At 37.4% G+C, this 19,864-nt stretch carries 9 protein-coding genes; 7 read left to right on the forward strand and 2 right to left on the reverse strand.

Features of this window, described 5'->3' with window-relative positions:
* Positions 1 to 94 precede the first annotated feature (94 nt).
* The 7 genes from CWD91_RS04835 to CWD91_RS04865 all read left to right on the forward strand — a co-directional run bounded on the left by CWD91_RS04835 (position 95) and on the right by CWD91_RS04865 (position 17,003).
* A complete protein-coding gene (locus tag CWD91_RS04835; RefSeq protein ID WP_103439776.1) occupies positions 95 to 1,258 on the forward strand; it encodes a FecR family protein in 1,164 nt (387 codons plus the stop codon).
* 151 nt (positions 1,259 to 1,409) lie between these two features.
* A complete protein-coding gene (locus CWD91_RS04840) occupies positions 1,410 to 4,745 on the forward strand; it encodes a SusC/RagA family TonB-linked outer membrane protein (protein WP_157943716.1) in 3,336 nt (1,111 codons plus the stop codon).
* A 10-nt stretch (positions 4,746 to 4,755) separates the two neighbouring features.
* Positions 4,756 to 6,276 (forward strand): RagB/SusD family nutrient uptake outer membrane protein, encoded by a 1,521-nt coding sequence (locus CWD91_RS04845; protein ID WP_157943717.1) that lies wholly within the window; start codon positions 4,756 to 4,758, stop codon positions 6,274 to 6,276.
* Positions 6,277 to 6,377: 101 nt separating this feature from the next.
* Positions 6,378 to 9,701 (forward strand): VCBS repeat-containing protein, encoded by a 3,324-nt coding sequence (locus tag CWD91_RS04850; protein WP_103439779.1) that lies wholly within the window; start codon positions 6,378 to 6,380, stop codon positions 9,699 to 9,701.
* Complete coding sequence (locus tag CWD91_RS04855; protein ID WP_103439780.1) at positions 9,698 to 13,585, forward strand: FG-GAP-like repeat-containing protein; 3,888 nt, start codon at positions 9,698 to 9,700, stop codon at positions 13,583 to 13,585. The genes CWD91_RS04850 and CWD91_RS04855 overlap by 4 nt, the downstream gene beginning before the upstream one ends.
* Before the next feature lie 157 nt (positions 13,586 to 13,742).
* Positions 13,743 to 15,965 (forward strand): alpha-N-acetylglucosaminidase, encoded by a 2,223-nt coding sequence (locus CWD91_RS04860; RefSeq protein ID WP_157943718.1) that lies wholly within the window; start codon positions 13,743 to 13,745, stop codon positions 15,963 to 15,965.
* Between the two features lie 309 nt (positions 15,966 to 16,274).
* A complete protein-coding gene (locus tag CWD91_RS04865) occupies positions 16,275 to 17,003 on the forward strand; it encodes a phytanoyl-CoA dioxygenase family protein (RefSeq protein ID WP_103439782.1) in 729 nt (242 codons plus the stop codon).
* Between the two features lie 808 nt (positions 17,004 to 17,811).
* Here CWD91_RS04865 and CWD91_RS04870 read toward each other — a convergent pair.
* Together CWD91_RS04870 and CWD91_RS04875 are read right to left on the reverse strand one after the other, a co-directional pair.
* Positions 17,812 to 18,717 (reverse strand): HNH endonuclease signature motif containing protein, encoded by a 906-nt coding sequence (locus CWD91_RS04870; RefSeq protein ID WP_103439783.1) that lies wholly within the window; start codon positions 18,715 to 18,717, stop codon positions 17,812 to 17,814.
* 125 nt (positions 18,718 to 18,842) lie between these two features.
* Entirely contained in the window at positions 18,843 to 19,799 is a 957-nt protein-coding gene (locus tag CWD91_RS04875) for an HNH endonuclease (protein WP_205164596.1), read from the reverse strand.
* Positions 19,800 to 19,864: the final 65 nt, after the last annotated feature.

The raw sequence follows: 19,864 nt of genomic DNA on the forward strand, positions 1-19,864 counted from the left end.
CAAGCAATATTAGTAAATATCTTAAAATAATCACAAAAAAATAGAGGGGTATTAAAAATTTGAACGTAGTAGGTATACAAGTGTTGAAAATCAAATGACCGAAACAGAAAAAATAATAGTTAAGTTTCTAAATCAAGAAGCAAATCATTCCGAGTTGGAAAAATTGGAAGATTTTCTTAAGAATGAGAGGGGCATACAAGTCTTCAATAGTTTTGTAAAAACACAATACCTAAGTACACTTTCCATGACAGAATACGATGTTAATAAGGCCAAGGAGAACATTAAAACAAGGTTAAAAAAGGGCAAACAGACTAGAAGGGTAAGCCTATATAAGAAAATGGCGGTTGCGGCCTCCATTATGCTGATGTTTGGCATGGCCTATTACATGTTATATAACAGCAGTCAAGTAAATACACCAGAAACTGACAAACAACCACATTTAATTATAGCGGGTACTGATAAGGCCATCCTTACCCTTGAAAATGGAGATGAGGTAGCCTTGGAAAAAGGAAAAAAATTTCAAACTGGGAAAGCCAGTAGTAATGGGGAGGAATTGGTATATGAAGATAACGGGCAAAGCAAAAGTGAAGAAAAGGAGCAGTTGTACAATTACCTTACAATCCCTAGGGGAGGTCAGTTTTTTGTTAAATTATCTGATGGTACAGAAGTTTGGTTGAATTCTGAAACTAAATTAAAATATCCGGTAGAATTTAAAGAGGGCACTAGCCGTAAGGTAGAATTAGTATATGGCGAGGCTTACTTTAAGGTTTCTCCAAGTACCGAGCACAAGGGAGCAGCATTTCATGTGCTGACGAAATCCCAGGAAATAGAAGTAATGGGAACGGAGTTTAATATTAAAGCATATATTAATGATCAGTTAATGGCCACTACCTTGGTGGAAGGAAAAATTAGAATTAAAAAAGGAGAGGTTAGTGAAACCTTGACGCCCAATCAACAAGCGAAAATTGGTCCTGAAAGTAATAATATAAAGATTCAGGTAATAGATGTTTCTCAGGAAATTTCATGGGTGAAAGGTTTGTTTTCTTTTAACGAAAAACCCTTGGAGGAAATATTGACGGTCTTATCAAGGTGGTATGATACTGAGGTCGTTTTTGCGAATGCCAAACACAAGAAGTTTGTTTTTACGGGAATATTGGAAAGAACCGAGGCAGTTGAGGATATTCTTAAGCTTATAGAGGCCACAAGTGAGGGGCAGATACAATTTGAAATTGACGATAAAACAATTATTATTAAATAAAAAAGGAAAAGGCCAGCACCTTCCACAGCAATGGCCTTTTTCCAAGTAGATCAATTAAAACAATGTTCAATTAAACCATTACAAATTTATGAAAATTAAATTAATCAACCGACCACCTTGCCTATTTGGCAAAGTTCTATTACGCCTTTTTATGAAATCCATTATTTTCTTATTTTGTACGATTTCATTTGCGCTAAACCCTATTAATGGGACAGGCCAAAATGCAGAGATTATTGTCGATTCAGATGTAACCCTGAACATTAAACAAGTCTTTCGGCTAATCAATAAGCAGACCGATTATAAGTTTATCTATCGACACGACCTCCTGAAAACGGCTCCAAATATCGACCTAAAAAAGGGAGTTATCAAAGCGGGGGATCTTTTGGACAAATGCCTCTCCCCGATAAGTTTTACTTACAACTTCACAGATGGTTCTACTATTGTAGTGAAAAAAAGATCAACGGATTCCTCGGAAAGTAGTTCAAGTAGGATCTTGGATAAGAAATTGCAATTTCAAGTGAGTGGTTCCATAACGGATGATGAAGAAATACCCTTACCGGGAGCTAACATTCTTGAAAAAGGAACTACAAATGGTACTCAAGCCGATTTTGATGGGAATTTTTCTATTAATGTGACTAATGAGAACGCTATTTTGGTGATTTCCTTTATAGGTTACGCCACCAAGGAAATTTCGGTCAGCGGGCAGTCTAATATTACTGTAAACTTGAAGGAAAGTACGGCCGGGTTAGATGAAGTGGTTGTTGTAGGGTATGGCACCATAAAAAAGAGCGACCTTACTGGTGCTGTCAGCACCGTAAAGGCAGAAGATTTGCCACTCAGCACTAACACATCCGTAGAACAGGCTTTGACATCAAAAGCAGCTGGCTTGACCATCACAACTGCCAGTGGTCAACCTGGTGCGGGTGTAAATATCTTGATAAGAGGTGCTGCGAATGTGGGTGCAAGTAACGCGCCTTTATATGTCATCGATGGTTTTCCAGTGGGTGGAAGTATTGAGCAGCAGAATATTGGAAGATTTGGTGATGCAGGTTTTAGAAGCCCTTTAAACGACATTAACCCTAATGATATTGCCTCAATAGAAATATTGAAAGATGCAAGTGCCACCGCAATCTACGGTTCAAGGGCCTCAAACGGTGTAATTCTGATTACCACCAAGAGGGGAAAAGAAGGGGTCGTTAAAGTTGAGTACTCCTCTAATTATACCGCCCAATCCACTTCTAAATGGTTGGATCTTCTGGATGCCCAGGAATATATGACCGAAAGGAACGAGGTCTTAATAGACCATGGCGATCCAGCTGCCTATACCCTTGAGGAAATCGCCAATGCCTCCCAGACTACCGATTGGTTCGATGCCATTTCGCAAAGTGGTTTTATACATCAACAGAATATCTCCATCAATGGTGGTACTGAAAATACCAAATATTTGTCTTCTATCAATTACTTTGACCAACAAGGGGTAATCAAAAACAGTGATCTGAATAGGATTACCGGAAGACTGAATTTGGACCAAAAAATTGGAAAACATATAAATTTTGGACTTACCCTTACCGCCAGTACCATTAAGAACAGAAATGTGCCTTTAGGGAGCGGAAATAATGAGTTTGCTGCTCCTTTACGCAGTGCCATAGATTTTTCCCCGATTCCTCCTATAAAGGATGAAAATGGTAATTTTTCCAGACATCCCATTACTAGTTTCAGTAGTACTTTGGCAAATCCAGTCTCTTTATTGGACATTCAGGATGAGACCGTTACGGAAAGACTCTTTGCAAATGCTTTTGTAGATGTAAAAATTGTGGAGGGTTTAAATGCCGGGGTAAAAGTAGGTGTTGACAAAAGGAGTGCTACAAGAAATTTTTACTCCCCTACGACCAATATTTTTGGTGCATCTGAAAATGGGACCGCTAGTAAATTTTTTAATAAGAGAAATGACCAGTTGTTCGGTTTTACCCTTACCTACAATAGGTTGTTTGGTGATGACCACAATCTGACGGTCTTGGGTGGTTACGAGTATCAGGAGTTTAATAGGGAAGGATTCAATTCAGGGAACAATGATTTTATTACGGATGGGTTGTTGTTCAATGATTTAAATGCAGGAATAGGTAATCCTCTTGTGGGATCATTCAAAACTTTTGACGAGTTGGCATCCTATTTTGGAAGGCTGAATTATATTTTCAAGGACAAATATTTACTTACGGCATCGATAAGAAGGGATGGTTCACCAAATTTTGGAGCTAACAACAGATGGGGAGTATTCCCTTCCACTTCTTTGGCTTGGCGAATAATCAACGAAAACTTCATGGCCAACCAAAATACGTTTTCAGACTTAAAGCTTCGTGTGGGTTATGGACAGACCGGTAATAATGCCATAACCGGTGCTACGGCATTATATCAGACCCGGGGCAATTATATTTACGGTGCTACAAACCAATCTCCTGAATTTGGGGTACAACAAACACGTTATGAAAACCCAGACCTTAAATGGCAGACCAATACCGAGATTAATGCTGGATTGGATTTTGCTCTGTTTAAAAATAGAATCTCGGGTAGTGTGGATTATTTTGATAAGAAAGTATCTGACTTATTGGGGACTAAACAACTTAAAACCTTTTTACCTATCAGTCAAATAGCTTTCAATGTTGGGGCGACCAAAAGTTCAGGGGTGGAAGTCACTTTGCAGACCAAAAACTTGACGGGTAATTTCAAATGGGATACTGGTTTTAATTTAGGAACTTATAAAGACCGTTGGACCGAGCGGGATCCAGCTGCCATATTACAACCTTACGAAACAGATAGCGATTTGTTGAACGCTGTTTGGATTTATGATTATCAAGGTATTCAGCAAATAGGCGACCCAATACCGGCTCACCAACCAAATATTAAACCAGGGCAACCCATAGTTAAGGATATCAATGGGGTGGACGATGAGGGTAATTTAATACCAGGACCTGACGGGCAAATAACACCGGCCGATAGAATTTTTATAGGTACCACTTCTCCAGGATTTGCATATGGTATTTCGAACAACTTAAGTTATAAGGGATTGGATTTGAGTTTCTTTTTACAGGGTATGGGAGATCGACTTAGGTTCAATGAAACAAGGTCGTTTTATTTGCTACGGGCTAGCAGCCTAAGGGAGGGTAGAAATGTCCTAGCCGAATTTACCGATAGGTGGACACCTGCAAATACCACTTCAGAAATTCCCGCGGGAACGGTAGACAGTACGCCGGGAAGTGCAGACAGATTGTTCTGGGAAGACGCCGGTTTTTTAAGGTTAAAGAACGTGACTTTGGGCTACACCTTTCAAGATAAAGTATTCGGGAATGTGGTAAGTAAAGCAAGAATATATGTAGATGCCCAGAATGTATTCTTAATTACCGATTATACTGGCATAGACCCAGAGTTCGACAGTATCGGGGCATATCCTAATCAAAGGTCCTTTACGATTGGCCTTAATGTTACTTTTTAAAAATTATACTATGAAATATATATATATCAAAAAAAAGATCCGCCTAATTGTTGGAGCCATTGGCTTAGGCATTTTGTTCCTTTTCTCTGCCTGTGAAGGTGATTTGGAGCCTAAAAATTTTAATGTGATAGATCCTTCTACATTTTTTAAAACGGAAAGTGATGCTCAAGCATTAACAAATGCAGTATATGACCGTTTTAATACCGGATGGACAGGAACCTTTCTTAATTATAAAGGGTTTTTTATTAGCGATATGGTTGGGGGCCAATTTTTTATAGTATGGACTCCACCAGAATGGGTGCGATTAAACGACTTTACATGGTCTGCATTAACACAAAATGAATATGCGGAGACATATTTTGCCGTAGTACCCTCTGTAGCTTTTGCAACGAATGTTATAGAAGATATTAAAGGAATTGATATTCCAGACGATGTTAAGGCAGGCTATATTGCTCAGGTAAGAACAGCAAGAGCACTTATGACTCTTTTTGGTTACGATTTGTATGGACCATTACCTCTGGTTGTTGACCCTGCAATTACCAAAAACCCATTTACCGAATTTGACCCTGTAAGATGGACAAAAGCAGAAATGGATACATTTATTGAAACGGAATTAATTGAAGCTCAAGCAGACCTTGTTAGCAAAAATGATCTGCCATCTGCCAAATATGGTGCTTTAACAAAAGGGGCCGCAATGACGGGTTTGATGAAGTTATATTTAATGCAAAAAAATTGGGCAAAAGTTAAAGCAATTACTGCTGACATAATGCTTGAAGGTTATTCATTAGAACAAACTACAGGCTCAGTATTTAGTGTTTTAAACGAAGCAAATGATGAAGTAATTTGGGCACAGCCAAGAACTTCAAACGAAAATGATGGTCCTGTAAACTTTACGGTTACTTCTTCTGTGCCTGGAGATTATGGAACCGATGCGTTTCCAGTAGGTACAGTACAAGGTTGGGGAGGTCTTCGTGTGCCATGGGAAATGTACGATGCATACGATGATCAAGATGAACGTAAAGCATTATTTCCAATTTCCTGGTTGGACGCAAACGGAGTTGAAACCGATATGCGTGCTAATGGAACTTTGGTTTCTGGAGCGCTTTATCTGAAATATGATATAGATCCCAACAGACAAGGTACGGCTCACGGTAACGACTATGTATTTTATAGATATGCAGATGTATTACTAGCAAGAGCTGAAGCGTTAAACGAACTAACGGCAGTAGATAGTGAAGCAATACAATTAGTGCAAGAAATTCGCGATCGTTCCAATGCAGGTCCAATTCCTGCATCTGCGACAGCAAGTCAATCAGCTTTTAGAGATTTTATACTTTTAGAAAGAAGAAAAGAACTTTTAGGTGAAGGTTGGTCAAGACAAGATTTGATACGCCATGGCAAGTTTTTAGATTATGCTCGTAACAGAGTATTAGAAACAGTTCCAGATGCTGCTGAAAAACATTTATTGTTTCCAATTCCACAAGATGCTATTAATGCTAATCCGAAGATAGAACAGAATCCTGGATATTAAATGTTTTGAGTTGTTTGTTGAAGTTAGTTTTAGGAGTGGGACAGGGCCTTTAAAAGCCCTGTCCTTTTCTGGCAAAGAATCATTTGTTAATCAACGAAATAATGAAAAAAAGCGATTATTTATACTTACTAGCACTCGGATTGTTTTTACAATTGTTGTTTACAAGTTGTAATAGTAATGAGAAGGAATTGCCATTATTTTCTTTGCTTTCTCCCACAGACACAGGAATAGCTTTTCAGAACAAGTTGGTGGAAAAATATGATGACAATATTCTCCGTAGTGAATATTTTTATAATGGAGGGGGTGTATCCGCAGGAGATATCAATAATGATGGTTTGGTAGATCTTTATTTTGTTTCGAACCAAGGAAAGAATAAACTCTACCTGAATCAAGGAAATTTTAAATTTAAAGATATTACTGAGACTGCTATGACTGGGGGTCATAATGGTTGTGCAGCTGCAAGTTCAATGGTAGATATCAATGGTGATGGTTATTTGGATATTTATGTTAGTTATACGGGAACTTCTAAATTAACGCAAACTGCCAATCAGTTGTTCATTAATAATAAAGATCTCACTTTCACTGAAACCGCAATGGTTTTGGGAATAAACGACAGAGGACAATCAAATCAATCTGTTTTTTTTGACTATGACTTAGATGGTGACTTAGACATGCTAGTTACCAATCATTTAATTAATTATCCGGAATTAAAGGATACCACGGCAATTATTTCTAAACAAAGTGCAAAAGCGGGAGACAGGCTTTATAGAAACGATGAATTTTATTTTAAGGATGTAACTAATGAGGCTGGAATTTATAGTCATGCATTGGGTTTTGGACTAGGTGTTGGAATTGGTGACGTTAATCAAGATGGTTGGCCAGACATTTATATAGGAAATGATTTTATAGAGAAAGATTACCTATATATTAATAATAAGAATGGTTCATTTACCGAAAAGTCACTAGACGCCTTTGGGCATATCACTAATTTTTCCATGGGCAATGACATAGCCGACATCAACAATGATGGGCTACTGGACATTGTTTCTTTGGATATGGCGAATACTAACAACTTCGATATTAAAACAGATATGGCAGGAATGAACCCTGTAGGCTTCAATAATGCTGTAAAGGCAGGATTTCACCATCAATATATGTATAATACCTTACAATTAAACATGGGCAATGGCCTGTTTAGCGAAGTTGCCAAAATTGCGGGAATAGATGCAACCGACTGGAGTTGGGCTCCATTATTGGCAGATTTTGACAACGATGGTTACAAAGATTTATTTGTAAGTAACGGGTTCCGTAGGAATTTTAGAAACAAGGATTTTCAAAAATATCAAGAGAAAAAGTATAACTCACAACAATGGACAAAGGAAACAATCCCGTATCTTATGAAGGACCTATTGGAGCATATACCAATAAAAACATTAACTAATAAAATATTTAAAAATTTAGATGGCTATTACTTCGAGGACAAATCTACCAATTGGGGTATGCTGGAAACTTCATTTTCGAATGGTGCAATCTATGCCGATTTGGACAATGATGGAGATTTGGATATAGTTGTAAACAATATAGACCAAGAGGCATTTGTTTACAGGAACAATACCAATTTTAAATTAAGTAATAATTTTATAAAGATAAATCTAAAAGGATCTAAGCATAATGATTTTGGTTTAGGGGCTAGGGTTACAGTTTATTTACCCAATAATACAAAACAATTTGCTGAACACTATATGGTAAGGGGATATAGATCCTCGGTTCCTTCTGGGTTACACTTTGGATTGGGACAGCAACATCAAATAGATAGTGTTTTTGTACAATGGCCAAATGGTATGGAGCAATTACTTACCCAAGTAAAATCCAATCAAGAAATACTGGTAAAATACGAAGATGCCAAAAAGAGAAAAAATAGAGCTGCAAGTGCCTCAAAACTGTTCGAAACCGTTTCTGCTGAAGATCATGGCATAACATTCTCCCATCGCGAAAATTATTTTGACGATTATAAAGTACAGTTACTACTTCCACATAAATATTCTCAATTTGGACCAGGTATTTCAGTAGCCGATGTAAATTCGGATGGGTTGGACGATTTTTACGTAGGCGGGGCTAAGGAACAATCCGGCGTGCTTTATATACAGCAAAAAGAGGGCATATTCGTTGAGAAAAGTGGGCCTTGGGTTGCCCATGCCAATCAAGAGAATGTAGCTTCACTTTTCTTTGATGCTAATGATGACGGACATCAAGATTTATATATCGTGAATGGCGGTAATGAGTATGAAAATGGTAATGAAGCCTATCGAGATCGTTTATATTTAAATGATGGTAAGGGGCAATTTTCAGATAACTCAAAAAATCTTCCCGATTTAAGATTTAGTGGTTCTAAAGTAAGAGCCTCCGATTTTGATAATGATGGTGATTTGGATCTTTTTGTCGGAGGTAGGGTCGTTGCTCAGGACTATCCGTTGCCTGCTTCAGGATATTTGTTAGAGAATAAAAATGGCAAGTTTAGCCTTATTACGGAAAGTATAGCACCTGAATTGGAAAATTTAGGCTTAATTACCGATGCGCAATGGACGGATATTGATGGAGACGGAGATGAAGATTTAATAGTCGTCGGGGAATGGATGCCCGTAACGATTTTTATGAACAACAATGGGCATTTTAAAAAATCTGATGGAGAAAAGAATGGACTTACAGATACCGAAGGGTGGTGGTATAGTATAGATACCGCAGATTTTGATGGTGATGGCGACATGGACATCGTTGCTGGAAATTTGGGAAACAACTACAAATATAAGGCCAGTATAGACCAGCCTTTTGAGGTATTTGCTTCGGATTTTGATCAAAACAAGAAATTAGATATCGTACTAGGTTTTCACGAGGAAGGAAAACTCTTTCCGTTAAGAGGTCGCCAATGTTCGTCTGATCAAATGCCTTATATAAATGAGAAATTCGGCTCTTATGAAGAATTTGCCAAAGCTACTATAGAAGACATTGTAGGAAAGAATAAAATGGGTGAAGCTCTTAATCTCAAGGCGAAGACATTTTCCAGTAGCTATTTTCAAAACAATGGTGATGGTACGTTTGCAACTAATCCCTTACCCTTTTTGGCTCAAATTTCAAGTGTAAACGACCTTTTCATAAAAGATTTTAATAATAATGGGCATTTGGACATAGTCTTAGTGGGCAATTTATATCAATCGGAAATAGAAACACCCAGGAATGATGCCAGTTATGGATTAGTGCTATTAGGTGATGGCAAAGGAAGTTTTAAACAACAGTTTCCTTATGAAAGTGGGTTCAACGTGAAAGGAGATGTCAAAGAAATAGCGGCTATTCAAATCAATGGGAGGCCACATATAATAGTGACCAAAAATGATGACCAGCTTCAATTGGTACAATTAAATAAGCAATGATGATGAAAAAATGCCTCCTGATTCCTTGCTTTGTAATCCTAATCTTTAAAGGGACTGAGAAAATATATGCACAATCTTTTAAGGAAGTTAGTGGAGATGCGGGCATTACACATCATTTTTTTAATGTAAATCAAGAGGGAGGCTCGGTCGCTTTTTTCGATTTTAATAACGATGGCTGGGATGACCTTTATGTTACTGGCGGTGGGCTACCAGATAAGCTTTTTGAGAATTTGGGCAATGGAGATTTTAAGGATGTTTCCAAAGCATTAGGAATTGATCAAGTGGCAAACATAGATACGATGGGGGCATATGCTGCCGATTTGGACAATGATGGATATTCCGATATTTTTATTTCAACCAAAATGGACGATACCTGTTATGTGCTATGGAACAATCACGGCAATTCGTTTGAAATTGCGAATACCACTTCTGGACTTTCCGATACGTTTTATGGGACTTCAATAGCGGTAGGGGATTATGATCTTGATGGAGATTTAGATGTATATGTAGGTAATTATAGAGCTATTACACAAGATGTGTTTTACAAAAACAATGGCCACCGTACATTTTCTAATATTAGCTCCCAAATAGTGGGAGACGATGGTAAAGGAGCAACTTGGGCAGTGGCATTTTCAGATTGGGACAGAGACAATGACCCGGACCTTTTTGTTGTTAACGATTTTGGAAATATAATTCTGCCAAACAAACTTTTTCAAAATGATTATCCTAATAATTCTTTTACCGAGATATCAGCTACTGTTGGATATAATGAAGCAATGGACGGCATGTCGATAGGAATCGGAGATTTTGATGAGGATGGTGATATGGACTATTATAGTTCCGATACCGGCCCTAATAATTTTTTTGTAAATGAAAATGATTCTTTTGTTGATAGAGCCATGGAATTAGGCATCACAGTAGATGATGGTACAAGTTGGGGATCTGTTTTTACCGATTACAACAATGACACATATCTCGATTTATTGGTTATGAACGGTCCTATAGGGCTAAGTGATGGGCATGAGCATAAAAATAAACTTTTTAGGGGTAATGGGGCTGCTTTCCAAGATGTTTCTGAAGCAGAGGGGGTTGCAAGCGTATATAATAGTAGGGGCTTGACATTGTCGGATTTTGATAATGATGGTCGTGTAGATTATGCAGCTGCGGTTTTGGATATAGAAAGGGAAACTCCAAGGCATATGCTGTTGTATAAAAATGTTAATAATAGCAATGCCAACTGGATACAAGTAGAATTACAAGGTACCTCAAACAATAAAGATGGTTATGGTAGTTTTATAGAGATTGAAGTAAGTGGCAGAACATTTTCAAAGGAACAGTACGGAGGTGGTTCGTTTATGTCCACACAGAGTAAGACCCAGCATTTTGGATTGGGGGACTATACTCGTGTCGATAAATTAAATGTTATTTGGCCAGGAGGTAATACTACAACGTTTAACAATTTATCTGTTAAAAAAAGGTTTCGGGTTGTTGAAAACGGAGAGCTTTTCGTTTTGGAACCTAATAAAGTATCCTTAAAACAAGGAGAAACAGCCTTTTTAGAAGGGGAATCACAAAATGTTCCGGGAATATATAGAGATACATTGGCAACTAATCCATACCGAACCATACGCATTACGAAATTAGACTTTAATGGTGAAACTAGTGGCGGAGAAAGCACTGGAGGTGAAGCTAACGGACTGTCGGTTGCTAGAAGATGGAATGAATTGCTATTGGAATCTATACGTAACGATTACGCACGTCCAACAGTGCATGCTAGAAATCTTTTTCATACTTCAATTGCTATGTACGATGCGTTCACAGTGTTCAATAATGAAGCAAAACCTTATTTTTTAGGAAACAAAATCGGCAATTATCAAGTGGACTTCTCTGGAATAACAATCCCTGGCAATGAGGAGGCCGCGCAAAAAGAGGCAATGAGCTATGCATGTTTTCGTTTGCTTAACCATCGTTTTAAGGATGCTCCCGGTTCCATTCGCCTACTTCAAAGTTATAAGGCATTGATGCAGGAATTGGGGTACGATTTCAACTTTACTTCAACAAATTATTCGGAAGGAAGTCCTGCTGCACTTGGCAATTATTTGGGGGAACAGCTTATTGCCTTCGGATTGCAGGATGGTTCTAATGAAATCAACCAATACGCCAATAAATATTATCAACCAAAGAACGATCCCTTAGTGGTTAATGAACCCGGTAACCCTACAATTACCTACCCCAATAACTGGCAGCCTTTGGCCTTGACTAATTTTATCGATCAAAGTGGAAATGTAATTGGCGCCAGCACACCCGAGTTTTTGAGCCCAGAGTGGGGCAGGGTTGTTCCTTATGCCCTTAAAAGAGATGAATTGACGATTAAAAACAAAGATGGACAAGAGTATTGGCTATATCACAATCCGGAAGGGCCGGCAGAAATAAAGTCAGATGGTACATTAGGAATGGCCGACCCCTATAAATGGAATTTTTCCTTAGTGTCCGTTTGGTCTTCACATTTAAATCCATCTGATGGAACAATGATTGATATTTCACCTGCATCTATAGGTAATATAGACCTCGCCAGCTTTCCAAAAACATTCGAAGAATATAAGGAATTTTATAATTTAACCGAAGGCGGAGATGTGGGTAAGGGCCATAAAATTAACCCGGTTACCAATGCTCCCTATGAGCCACAAATGGTTCTTAAAGGAGATTATACACGCGTCTTAGCCGAATTTTGGGCAGACGGCCCCAACTCTGAAACTCCTCCGGGACATTGGTTTACGATTCTAAATTATGTGAGCGATCATCCAATGACGGAGAAAAAATTCAATGGTAAAGGAGAGGTGTTATCAAACCTTGAATGGGATGTAAAAAGCTATATGGTCTTGGCTGGGGCCATGCACGATGCTGCTATCACTGCTTGGGGTTTAAAAGGGTATTATGATAATATAAGGCCTATTTCGGCCATTAGATATATGGCATCAAAGGGACAGAGCTCGGACAGGAGTCTTCCTAGTTACCACACTGAAGGTATACCATTGTTATCTGGATTTATTCAGGTAGTACAGAAGGACGACGTATTGGCAGGTATCAACAACGAGAATGTTGGTAAAATTAAATTGTATGCATGGAAAGGGAGTAATTTAATTGAAAACCCAGATACAGATATTGCCGGGGTAGGTTGGATTCTTGCGGAAAATTGGGTGCCTTACCAAAGGCCTTCTTTTGTAACACCACCATTTGGAGGATATATCTCGGGACATTCCACATTTTCAAGGGCTGGTGCAGAAGTATTGACCGAGCTCACTGGAAGCAAGTTCTTTCCGGGTGGAATGGGAACTTTTAGTATGGAAAAGAATAAATTTCTTGTTTTTGAAGATGGCCCAAGTGCTGATTTAACTTTGCAATGGGCAACATATCAAGATGCATCAGATCAATGCAGTCTATCCCGTATCTGGGGAGGCATACACCCGCCCATGGATGATATCGTGGGTCGAATTGCAGGTGAAGAAATTGGTAAAGAAGCATTTTCCCAATCGAAATATTTTTTTTATGAAGATAAAGATGGTGATGGATATTTAAGTTTTGAAGATGTTGACGATACAAATAATAATATACACTCAAAGATCGATCAGTCCCAAAAATTGGTTTATAGATTATTCCCTGTTCCTGTAAAAGATGAATTGACGCTGAGCATTGATGATTTTAAAGGAAGATTAAATTTCAGTGCATTTTCAATGTATGGTACCAAAGTGCTGGATAAGGAAATTGATGTGGCTCAAGGTGAAGTAATAATTCCATTGCAACAACTGGCATCCGGAGTATTTATTTTAGTTTTTACTAATGATAATAATGAAAAGCTAATCGCGCAAAAAATAATAAAACTGTGAAGCGCCTTCAATTTATAGATTAGAAGTGATAAAGTACCATGGTTTAATCTTATAGCCATGCTGCAAATTCAAAAATTGGAAAATATAAGTATGGAAATTCGTGTTCGAAAGTAAAATTAAGGTTCAAACAGGTCTAATAAATCAAAACGAAATAGATATGGCTCTTTCAAAAAAAGTACTCTTACAATTAATAATAATATGTATTGCATCGGGGTTTTTAAATTGCAGTAATAATGTAAAAGAAGTTAACAATAGCAAGTTTCCAGCTATTTCTGGGCTTTTGGAACGCAGATTACCAGAGCACAAAAATAGCTTCGTTTTCAAGGAAATTTTGGAAGAAGGTGATACTGATGTTTTCGAAATCTGGACAAAAGATGGCAAGGTAGAAATCTCTGGAAATAATGAGATCAGCATGGCAAGTGGCCTTAATTGGTACCTAAGATATTATTGCCATGTTCGTCCAACATGGGATAACTTTGATATAAGTCTGCCCAAAGAACTGCCAAAGGTAAAGGAGAAAATAAGACAAGAAAGTTCTGTCGATAACTCCTATTATCTGAATTATTGTACATTTAATTATTCCATGTCTTTTTGGAATTGGGAACGTTGGGAAAAAGAAATCGACTTTATGGCATTGAATGGGGTAGACCTGCCCTTGGCCATAACAGGGGCGGAGGCGACTTGGCAGAATACGCTAAATAGATTAGGCTATACAAAAGAAGAAATAGACGTTTTTTTGCCTGGGCCGGCATTTAATTCATGGTGGCTTATGGGAAACCTTGAAGGATGGGGAGGGCCTTTGCCGCAAAACTGGATAGACGGTCATGTCGATTTACAGAAAAAAATATTGGAACGAATGAAAGCTTTTGGAATGAAGCCGATTTTGCCAGCTTTTTATGGCATGGTTCCAAATTCGCTTATTGAGAAATATCCTGATGCGGACATTCGAGATCAAGGGATATGGGCTGGAGGATTCACGAGACCGGCATTCTTGGCTCCCACAGACCCTCTATTCGATAAAATAGCTTCTATATTTTATGAGGAACAGGATAAACTTTTTGGTTCTTCAGAGTATTTTTCGGGAGATCCTTTTCATGAGGGGGGATCTACCCTAGGGATTGATGTTCCAAAGGCTGGTAAGAATATTTTGAAAAATATGCATAAATCCTCTCCAAAGGCTAAATGGGTTCTTATGGCCTGGGGGCACAACCCGATGAATGAAATGTTCAATTTAATAAATGATAATGATGTGCTTATACTTGATTTGGAGGCCAATAATTATCCAAAATTTGAAATGCATAACAACTGGGGTGATAAGCCTTTTATTTGGGGCATAATCGGTAATTTTGGAGGGAATACGGGTCTTTTTGGAAGAATGGATGCGACGGTAAATGAATTTAATCGTATTTTAAATCATCCTGGACTAACAAATACAAATGGTGTCGGTGTAATACCTGAAGCTATTGAAAATAACCCAGTGATGTACGAGCTTCAATTTGAATTAAAATGGAGAAAGAATAAAGTTGACCTGAGCAAATGGTTAAATGATTATGCCTTTAGTCGGTACGGTAAAGAAAACCAAGATATAGAAGAAGCGTGGCAAGTTTTAAGAAGCACGGTATACTCAAATAGAATGGCTCGTAACAACGAACAGCAGGGAACTACCGAATCCGTGTTTTGTGCTCGTCCTTCCTTAAAAATTGAAAAGGTATCCTCTTGGGGCACTTCAAAATTATATTATAATCCGTCAGATCTTCTACCTGCCTGGAAAGCTTTTGTTGCACAGTCCAATGAGTTTAAAGATTCGCCTTCATTTGAATATGATCTTGTAGATGTGACCAGGCAAGTTCTAGCCAACTATGGGCAATGGGTACATACTAAGATGACTGAAGCATACGCTGAAAAAAAAATCTCAAGTTTTAGAGCCTTCAGCGATTTGTTCCTCGAGCTTATTAAGGATCAAAACGAGTTATTAAATACGAAAACGGAATTCATGTTAGGTCCGTGGATAGCGAGTGCTAGGGCATGGGGACAAACTAAGGCAGAAAAAGATTTGTATGAATTTAATGCCCGTACATTATTGACTACATGGTCATTTCAAGATTCCAATCTCCATGATTATTCCCATAGAGAGTGGGGTGGGCTCCTATCCGATTTTTATTTCCCAAGATGGGAAATGTTTATCTCAAAACTTGCCTCTGATTTAAAAGGAGAGCCTTCGGAGGAAATTGATTATTATTCCTTTGAAGAGAATTGGAATAAAGAACACAAGTTTTATGCTACCGAGGAACAACAAGATTGTATTCTCAAAGCAGATGAAATATATAATAAATACTACGATAAAATCCAAGCATCTTATCAGCAAAATACTGATAAATAAGTTCTATTTACAATATTTCAGGAGAAGCAAATGTGTTGGTGTCTAAGGTGTAATGGTTAGGGATGGTTGAGTTTGCAAATTTACATCGTGGAAATAGACCTTTTGGTAGAGAAAGGAAGGAACATTAGTAGACTGTAATCCAGAAAAGAGAAAATTAAAAAACAAGAAACCATTTGTTTTTAAAGACGTTTGTGGTCGATAATAATTAATAGCGCCAGGTCCAATAAGATAAAAACACTAGGAATGTAGAAAAAAACCTAAGAGTTCCGAGCATTGTTCGGTCATATTATAAACTTTAATTATTGATCAATGGAAAAAATACGATCTAAATTTAGTAAACAAGGTTATATCAAAATAGATGCTTTGCTTTCATTGGAAGAGGTAAAAGCTTTACGAACTATTTATGATGAATTGCTCCAAGACAAAATTGCAACTGCCAATTTACGTAGCGATCTTGCTGGTGCAGTAAATACCGCTGGCGAAAAGGTTGAACGCATCACACAAATTATGAGGCCAAGTAGTGTCAATCCCGCATTGCTCAACAACAAGGCTTACGAAAAAGCCTTGCAACTAGTAAAGGATATACTAGGAGCCGATATGGCGCTTGACTTTGATATGATGATCAATAAGGCTCCCCATACCAATACTCCAACCCCTTGGCATCAAGATGCTGCCTACTGGATTGATTTGCCCGATAAAAGATCGGCAAGTTGTTGGATAGCCTTGGATGAGGTATTCGAAGAAAATGGCTGTATGTGGTTTGTCCCTAAAGAGGAAGGGATTACCATATTTCCACATAAAAATTTACCCAATGGAGGAGCTCTTTATTGTGAAACCGACACCACCCAAGCAAAATGCATTCCCCTACATCCTGGTGGATGTACTTTTCATGATGGGTATACGCTTCACTTTAGCAAGGGCAATACTACTGATATGCAACGAAGGGCCCTAATCTTAAATTTCAGGCCACAAAAAATGATTGAGCTGGAAAGGGAGCAAGGGGTAGATCATACAGGGGCAAGAAAAAAAAGGACTTAGGCAGTCTATTTCTGTCATCCAATTTCAAAACTGATTTTGTCTACTAAAAACAAGATTAAATAAATCAATCTTGAATTTATATACCCCCGCTGTGGAAGCTCAGAAGTATCATGCGCAGTTTTTTAAATAAAGTAAAATTGGCCGGCTATCAAGGTGTGGAAATAGACCTGCCGATGGACCTTTCCCAGAAAAATGACTGCTGCTATGTTGAAGGATTTTGAATCTGATTATCTTGCCTAAAAAGCCGTAAAACCGACAATAATAATAAAGAAGATCTAACCTTTAACCACAACCCGTTTCTTGAAATTCACCATAGGGTGCACCACACCCTCTATTAAATAACCTTATGTTTACATAACTATCTAATAATCAAGTATTAATTGCTAGTATGGTATTTTAATATCCTAGTTTAACCATAGCCCATGCAGTGAAATTCACCACACCATCACCATAGGATGCACCCTACTTTAACCCTCTTAAGTTGTGTAGCTTTTTATTAATTATCCGGCGTTAATTTTAATTCACCCTATGGTGTTTTAGGTTTCACCCTATGGTGCACGTACGGAGCTTTGGCGTGTTAAATAGTGCGACAAAGAATCCTGCTATTCTGATTAAAATATCATCTACGCTAAATAAGAAATAAATTACTCCATACAAGCCGGTAATTCAACACCTCAAAATCTATATTATAGATTAATAAAAAATAGAATATTAACCTTAAGGAACTGGACTAGTACTTTTCATAGGACACGTTGTGTGCCTAGTTTTTTATTCTAATTGTATAAGATTAATTATTTATTTTATTCTTTTACTTGGAAAATAATTCTAAAATATTTCGATAATCTTCCGTTGGCTTTCTATAAAACACATCTCTGCGTATATGTTCGTAGAATCTACCATTATAAGTTATTTCATACACCCAAATAGCAATGTGACTTTCGGAAAGATCCTGGATTGCAGTAACTTTCATTTGCAGGCTGTTGGTTATTTCTTTTTCTAAAACAAAATGTATTTCTTCATCTTGACAGAAAAGTATATCTCCTTTATTTAAATTATCATAATAAGTTTGAATTGGATTCTCTCCAATAATTTTAGGAATATTAGGGTTTTTAGGTTTCTTCTGAGAAATTGTATTAGATTGTACAAAATCAGGATTTAGTTTTGTGTGTATCCACTCTCCCAATTGTCCTCCTTTAGGAATTTTACCTACTTTAGACCAATTAATTAAATTCTTTCTGGTGTTTTTAGATTCTTCTTTTGTCACCGTTCGCATCCAATCATAATTTTGTTCAAGTTCTCCGTCTATGGGTTTAGCTGGATTTGCAAGGAAATAGTCAATACTACCATACTTGAAAATTATTCTTGAAAGAGTTATTGGGTTTAGTAAGATGTTTTCCAATCTAGTAATCCACCATAAGTTTTCAGGTCTATTATTTTTCTTATTAGTGTCAATGTGGTCTATAATATGTTTTTCTGATGGTTGCTTACCATGAAAAGCAGTTGCAACAATTCTATGAACCGTTACCGATGAAAAATTAAAATAACCATGCTGTTTATCAGGTCTTCCAAAAGTCCATTTTTCGTCTAATGGTCTATTTCTTTTACCCTTCTTTTTTAATCTAAAAATGGCCCCATTATCCCTAACCAAATACTCTTCATCACGGTATTCACATTTTATTTCACGGTTAAATGTATTTATCAAATTATCGTCCATGATCGAATGCTCTACACTTTTTATGGTCTCTGCAAAAAATTGTCAGCAATGAGCCAAAAACCAGTTTATATTTTTGATTCCTGATTTAAATTCACCCCTTTTGTACTCTATTTACCTTATATAGGCTAGATATCTCTTTTTACTAATTTACTAAGTTCCGTTATACTGAGCGAATCAATTTCCCGATGGAGCATACGGTGACAATTGGAGCAAACTAATGCTAAGTCATTTAATTTAGTTGTAGATTCTCCATCTAAATCAGATAATGGAATACGATGGTGCGCTTCAATAAATCCTTTTCCGATTTTACCGTATATTTCATAAAAATCAAAACCGCAAACTTCACAGTCTAACTTACCGTATTTCCTTAAATATACTTCCTTTTTCTTTTTATTGATTTTAGAATCTCGTTCTCTAAGTTTATGCAGTTTGTAGATTACTTTCCCCTCGCGCACTTCATGAGATTCATCATCCTCTTCCTCACCAATACTATATAGTTTATTTGATAATTCTTCGTCCGAAATGGCACTTTTTATACGTTCAGCTAATTTATTTAAACCGGAAATATTGTCTTGAAACTCAAAGAAAACTTCCTTATCTAGTCTACTATATCGGTCCATTCCTTTGCCCTCATAATTGGGGTCAATGGCCTTAAAATTATTTAGTTTCATCGCAACCCCATTAGGGTTGCGAAAATTAATATGTTCCTTCCTAGATGTATGGATAGGTAATTTATTTAAGATTTCGGAAACTTCAATGATTTTCAGGTTGTTGCTGTCCATTTCTCTAGCCTCAAGGCTGTGATAAAGTTGAAGTGCTAATATTATTTCATCTCTATGCCATTTGGGAGGTCTAATTGATTTTTGATTTGTTGAAACCTTAATGAGGCTAACTGTTGTACCATTTCTTTTAAATAAATGTTCATAATTGTTAGTTCTACCGTGTATCTGAAAAGCAGTTATATCAGAGCCATCCTTTTTTTGATACCATTTATTGATATTCAATTCGTCCGCAATTTCTGAGGTTGTCATTGGAGTTCCTTTATGCTCAATAACTTTTACTATTGCATCGTGAAGCTTCATTTTTGACATTGTCATTATAGACGGGGGTTAATGGTTAGTATTTGCCGTGTTCAACGCATTTGAAC

It is taken from the genome of Arenibacter hampyeongensis (assembly GCF_002909255.1).
GTDB classification, from domain to species: Bacteria; Bacteroidota; Bacteroidia; order Flavobacteriales; family Flavobacteriaceae; genus Arenibacter; species Arenibacter hampyeongensis.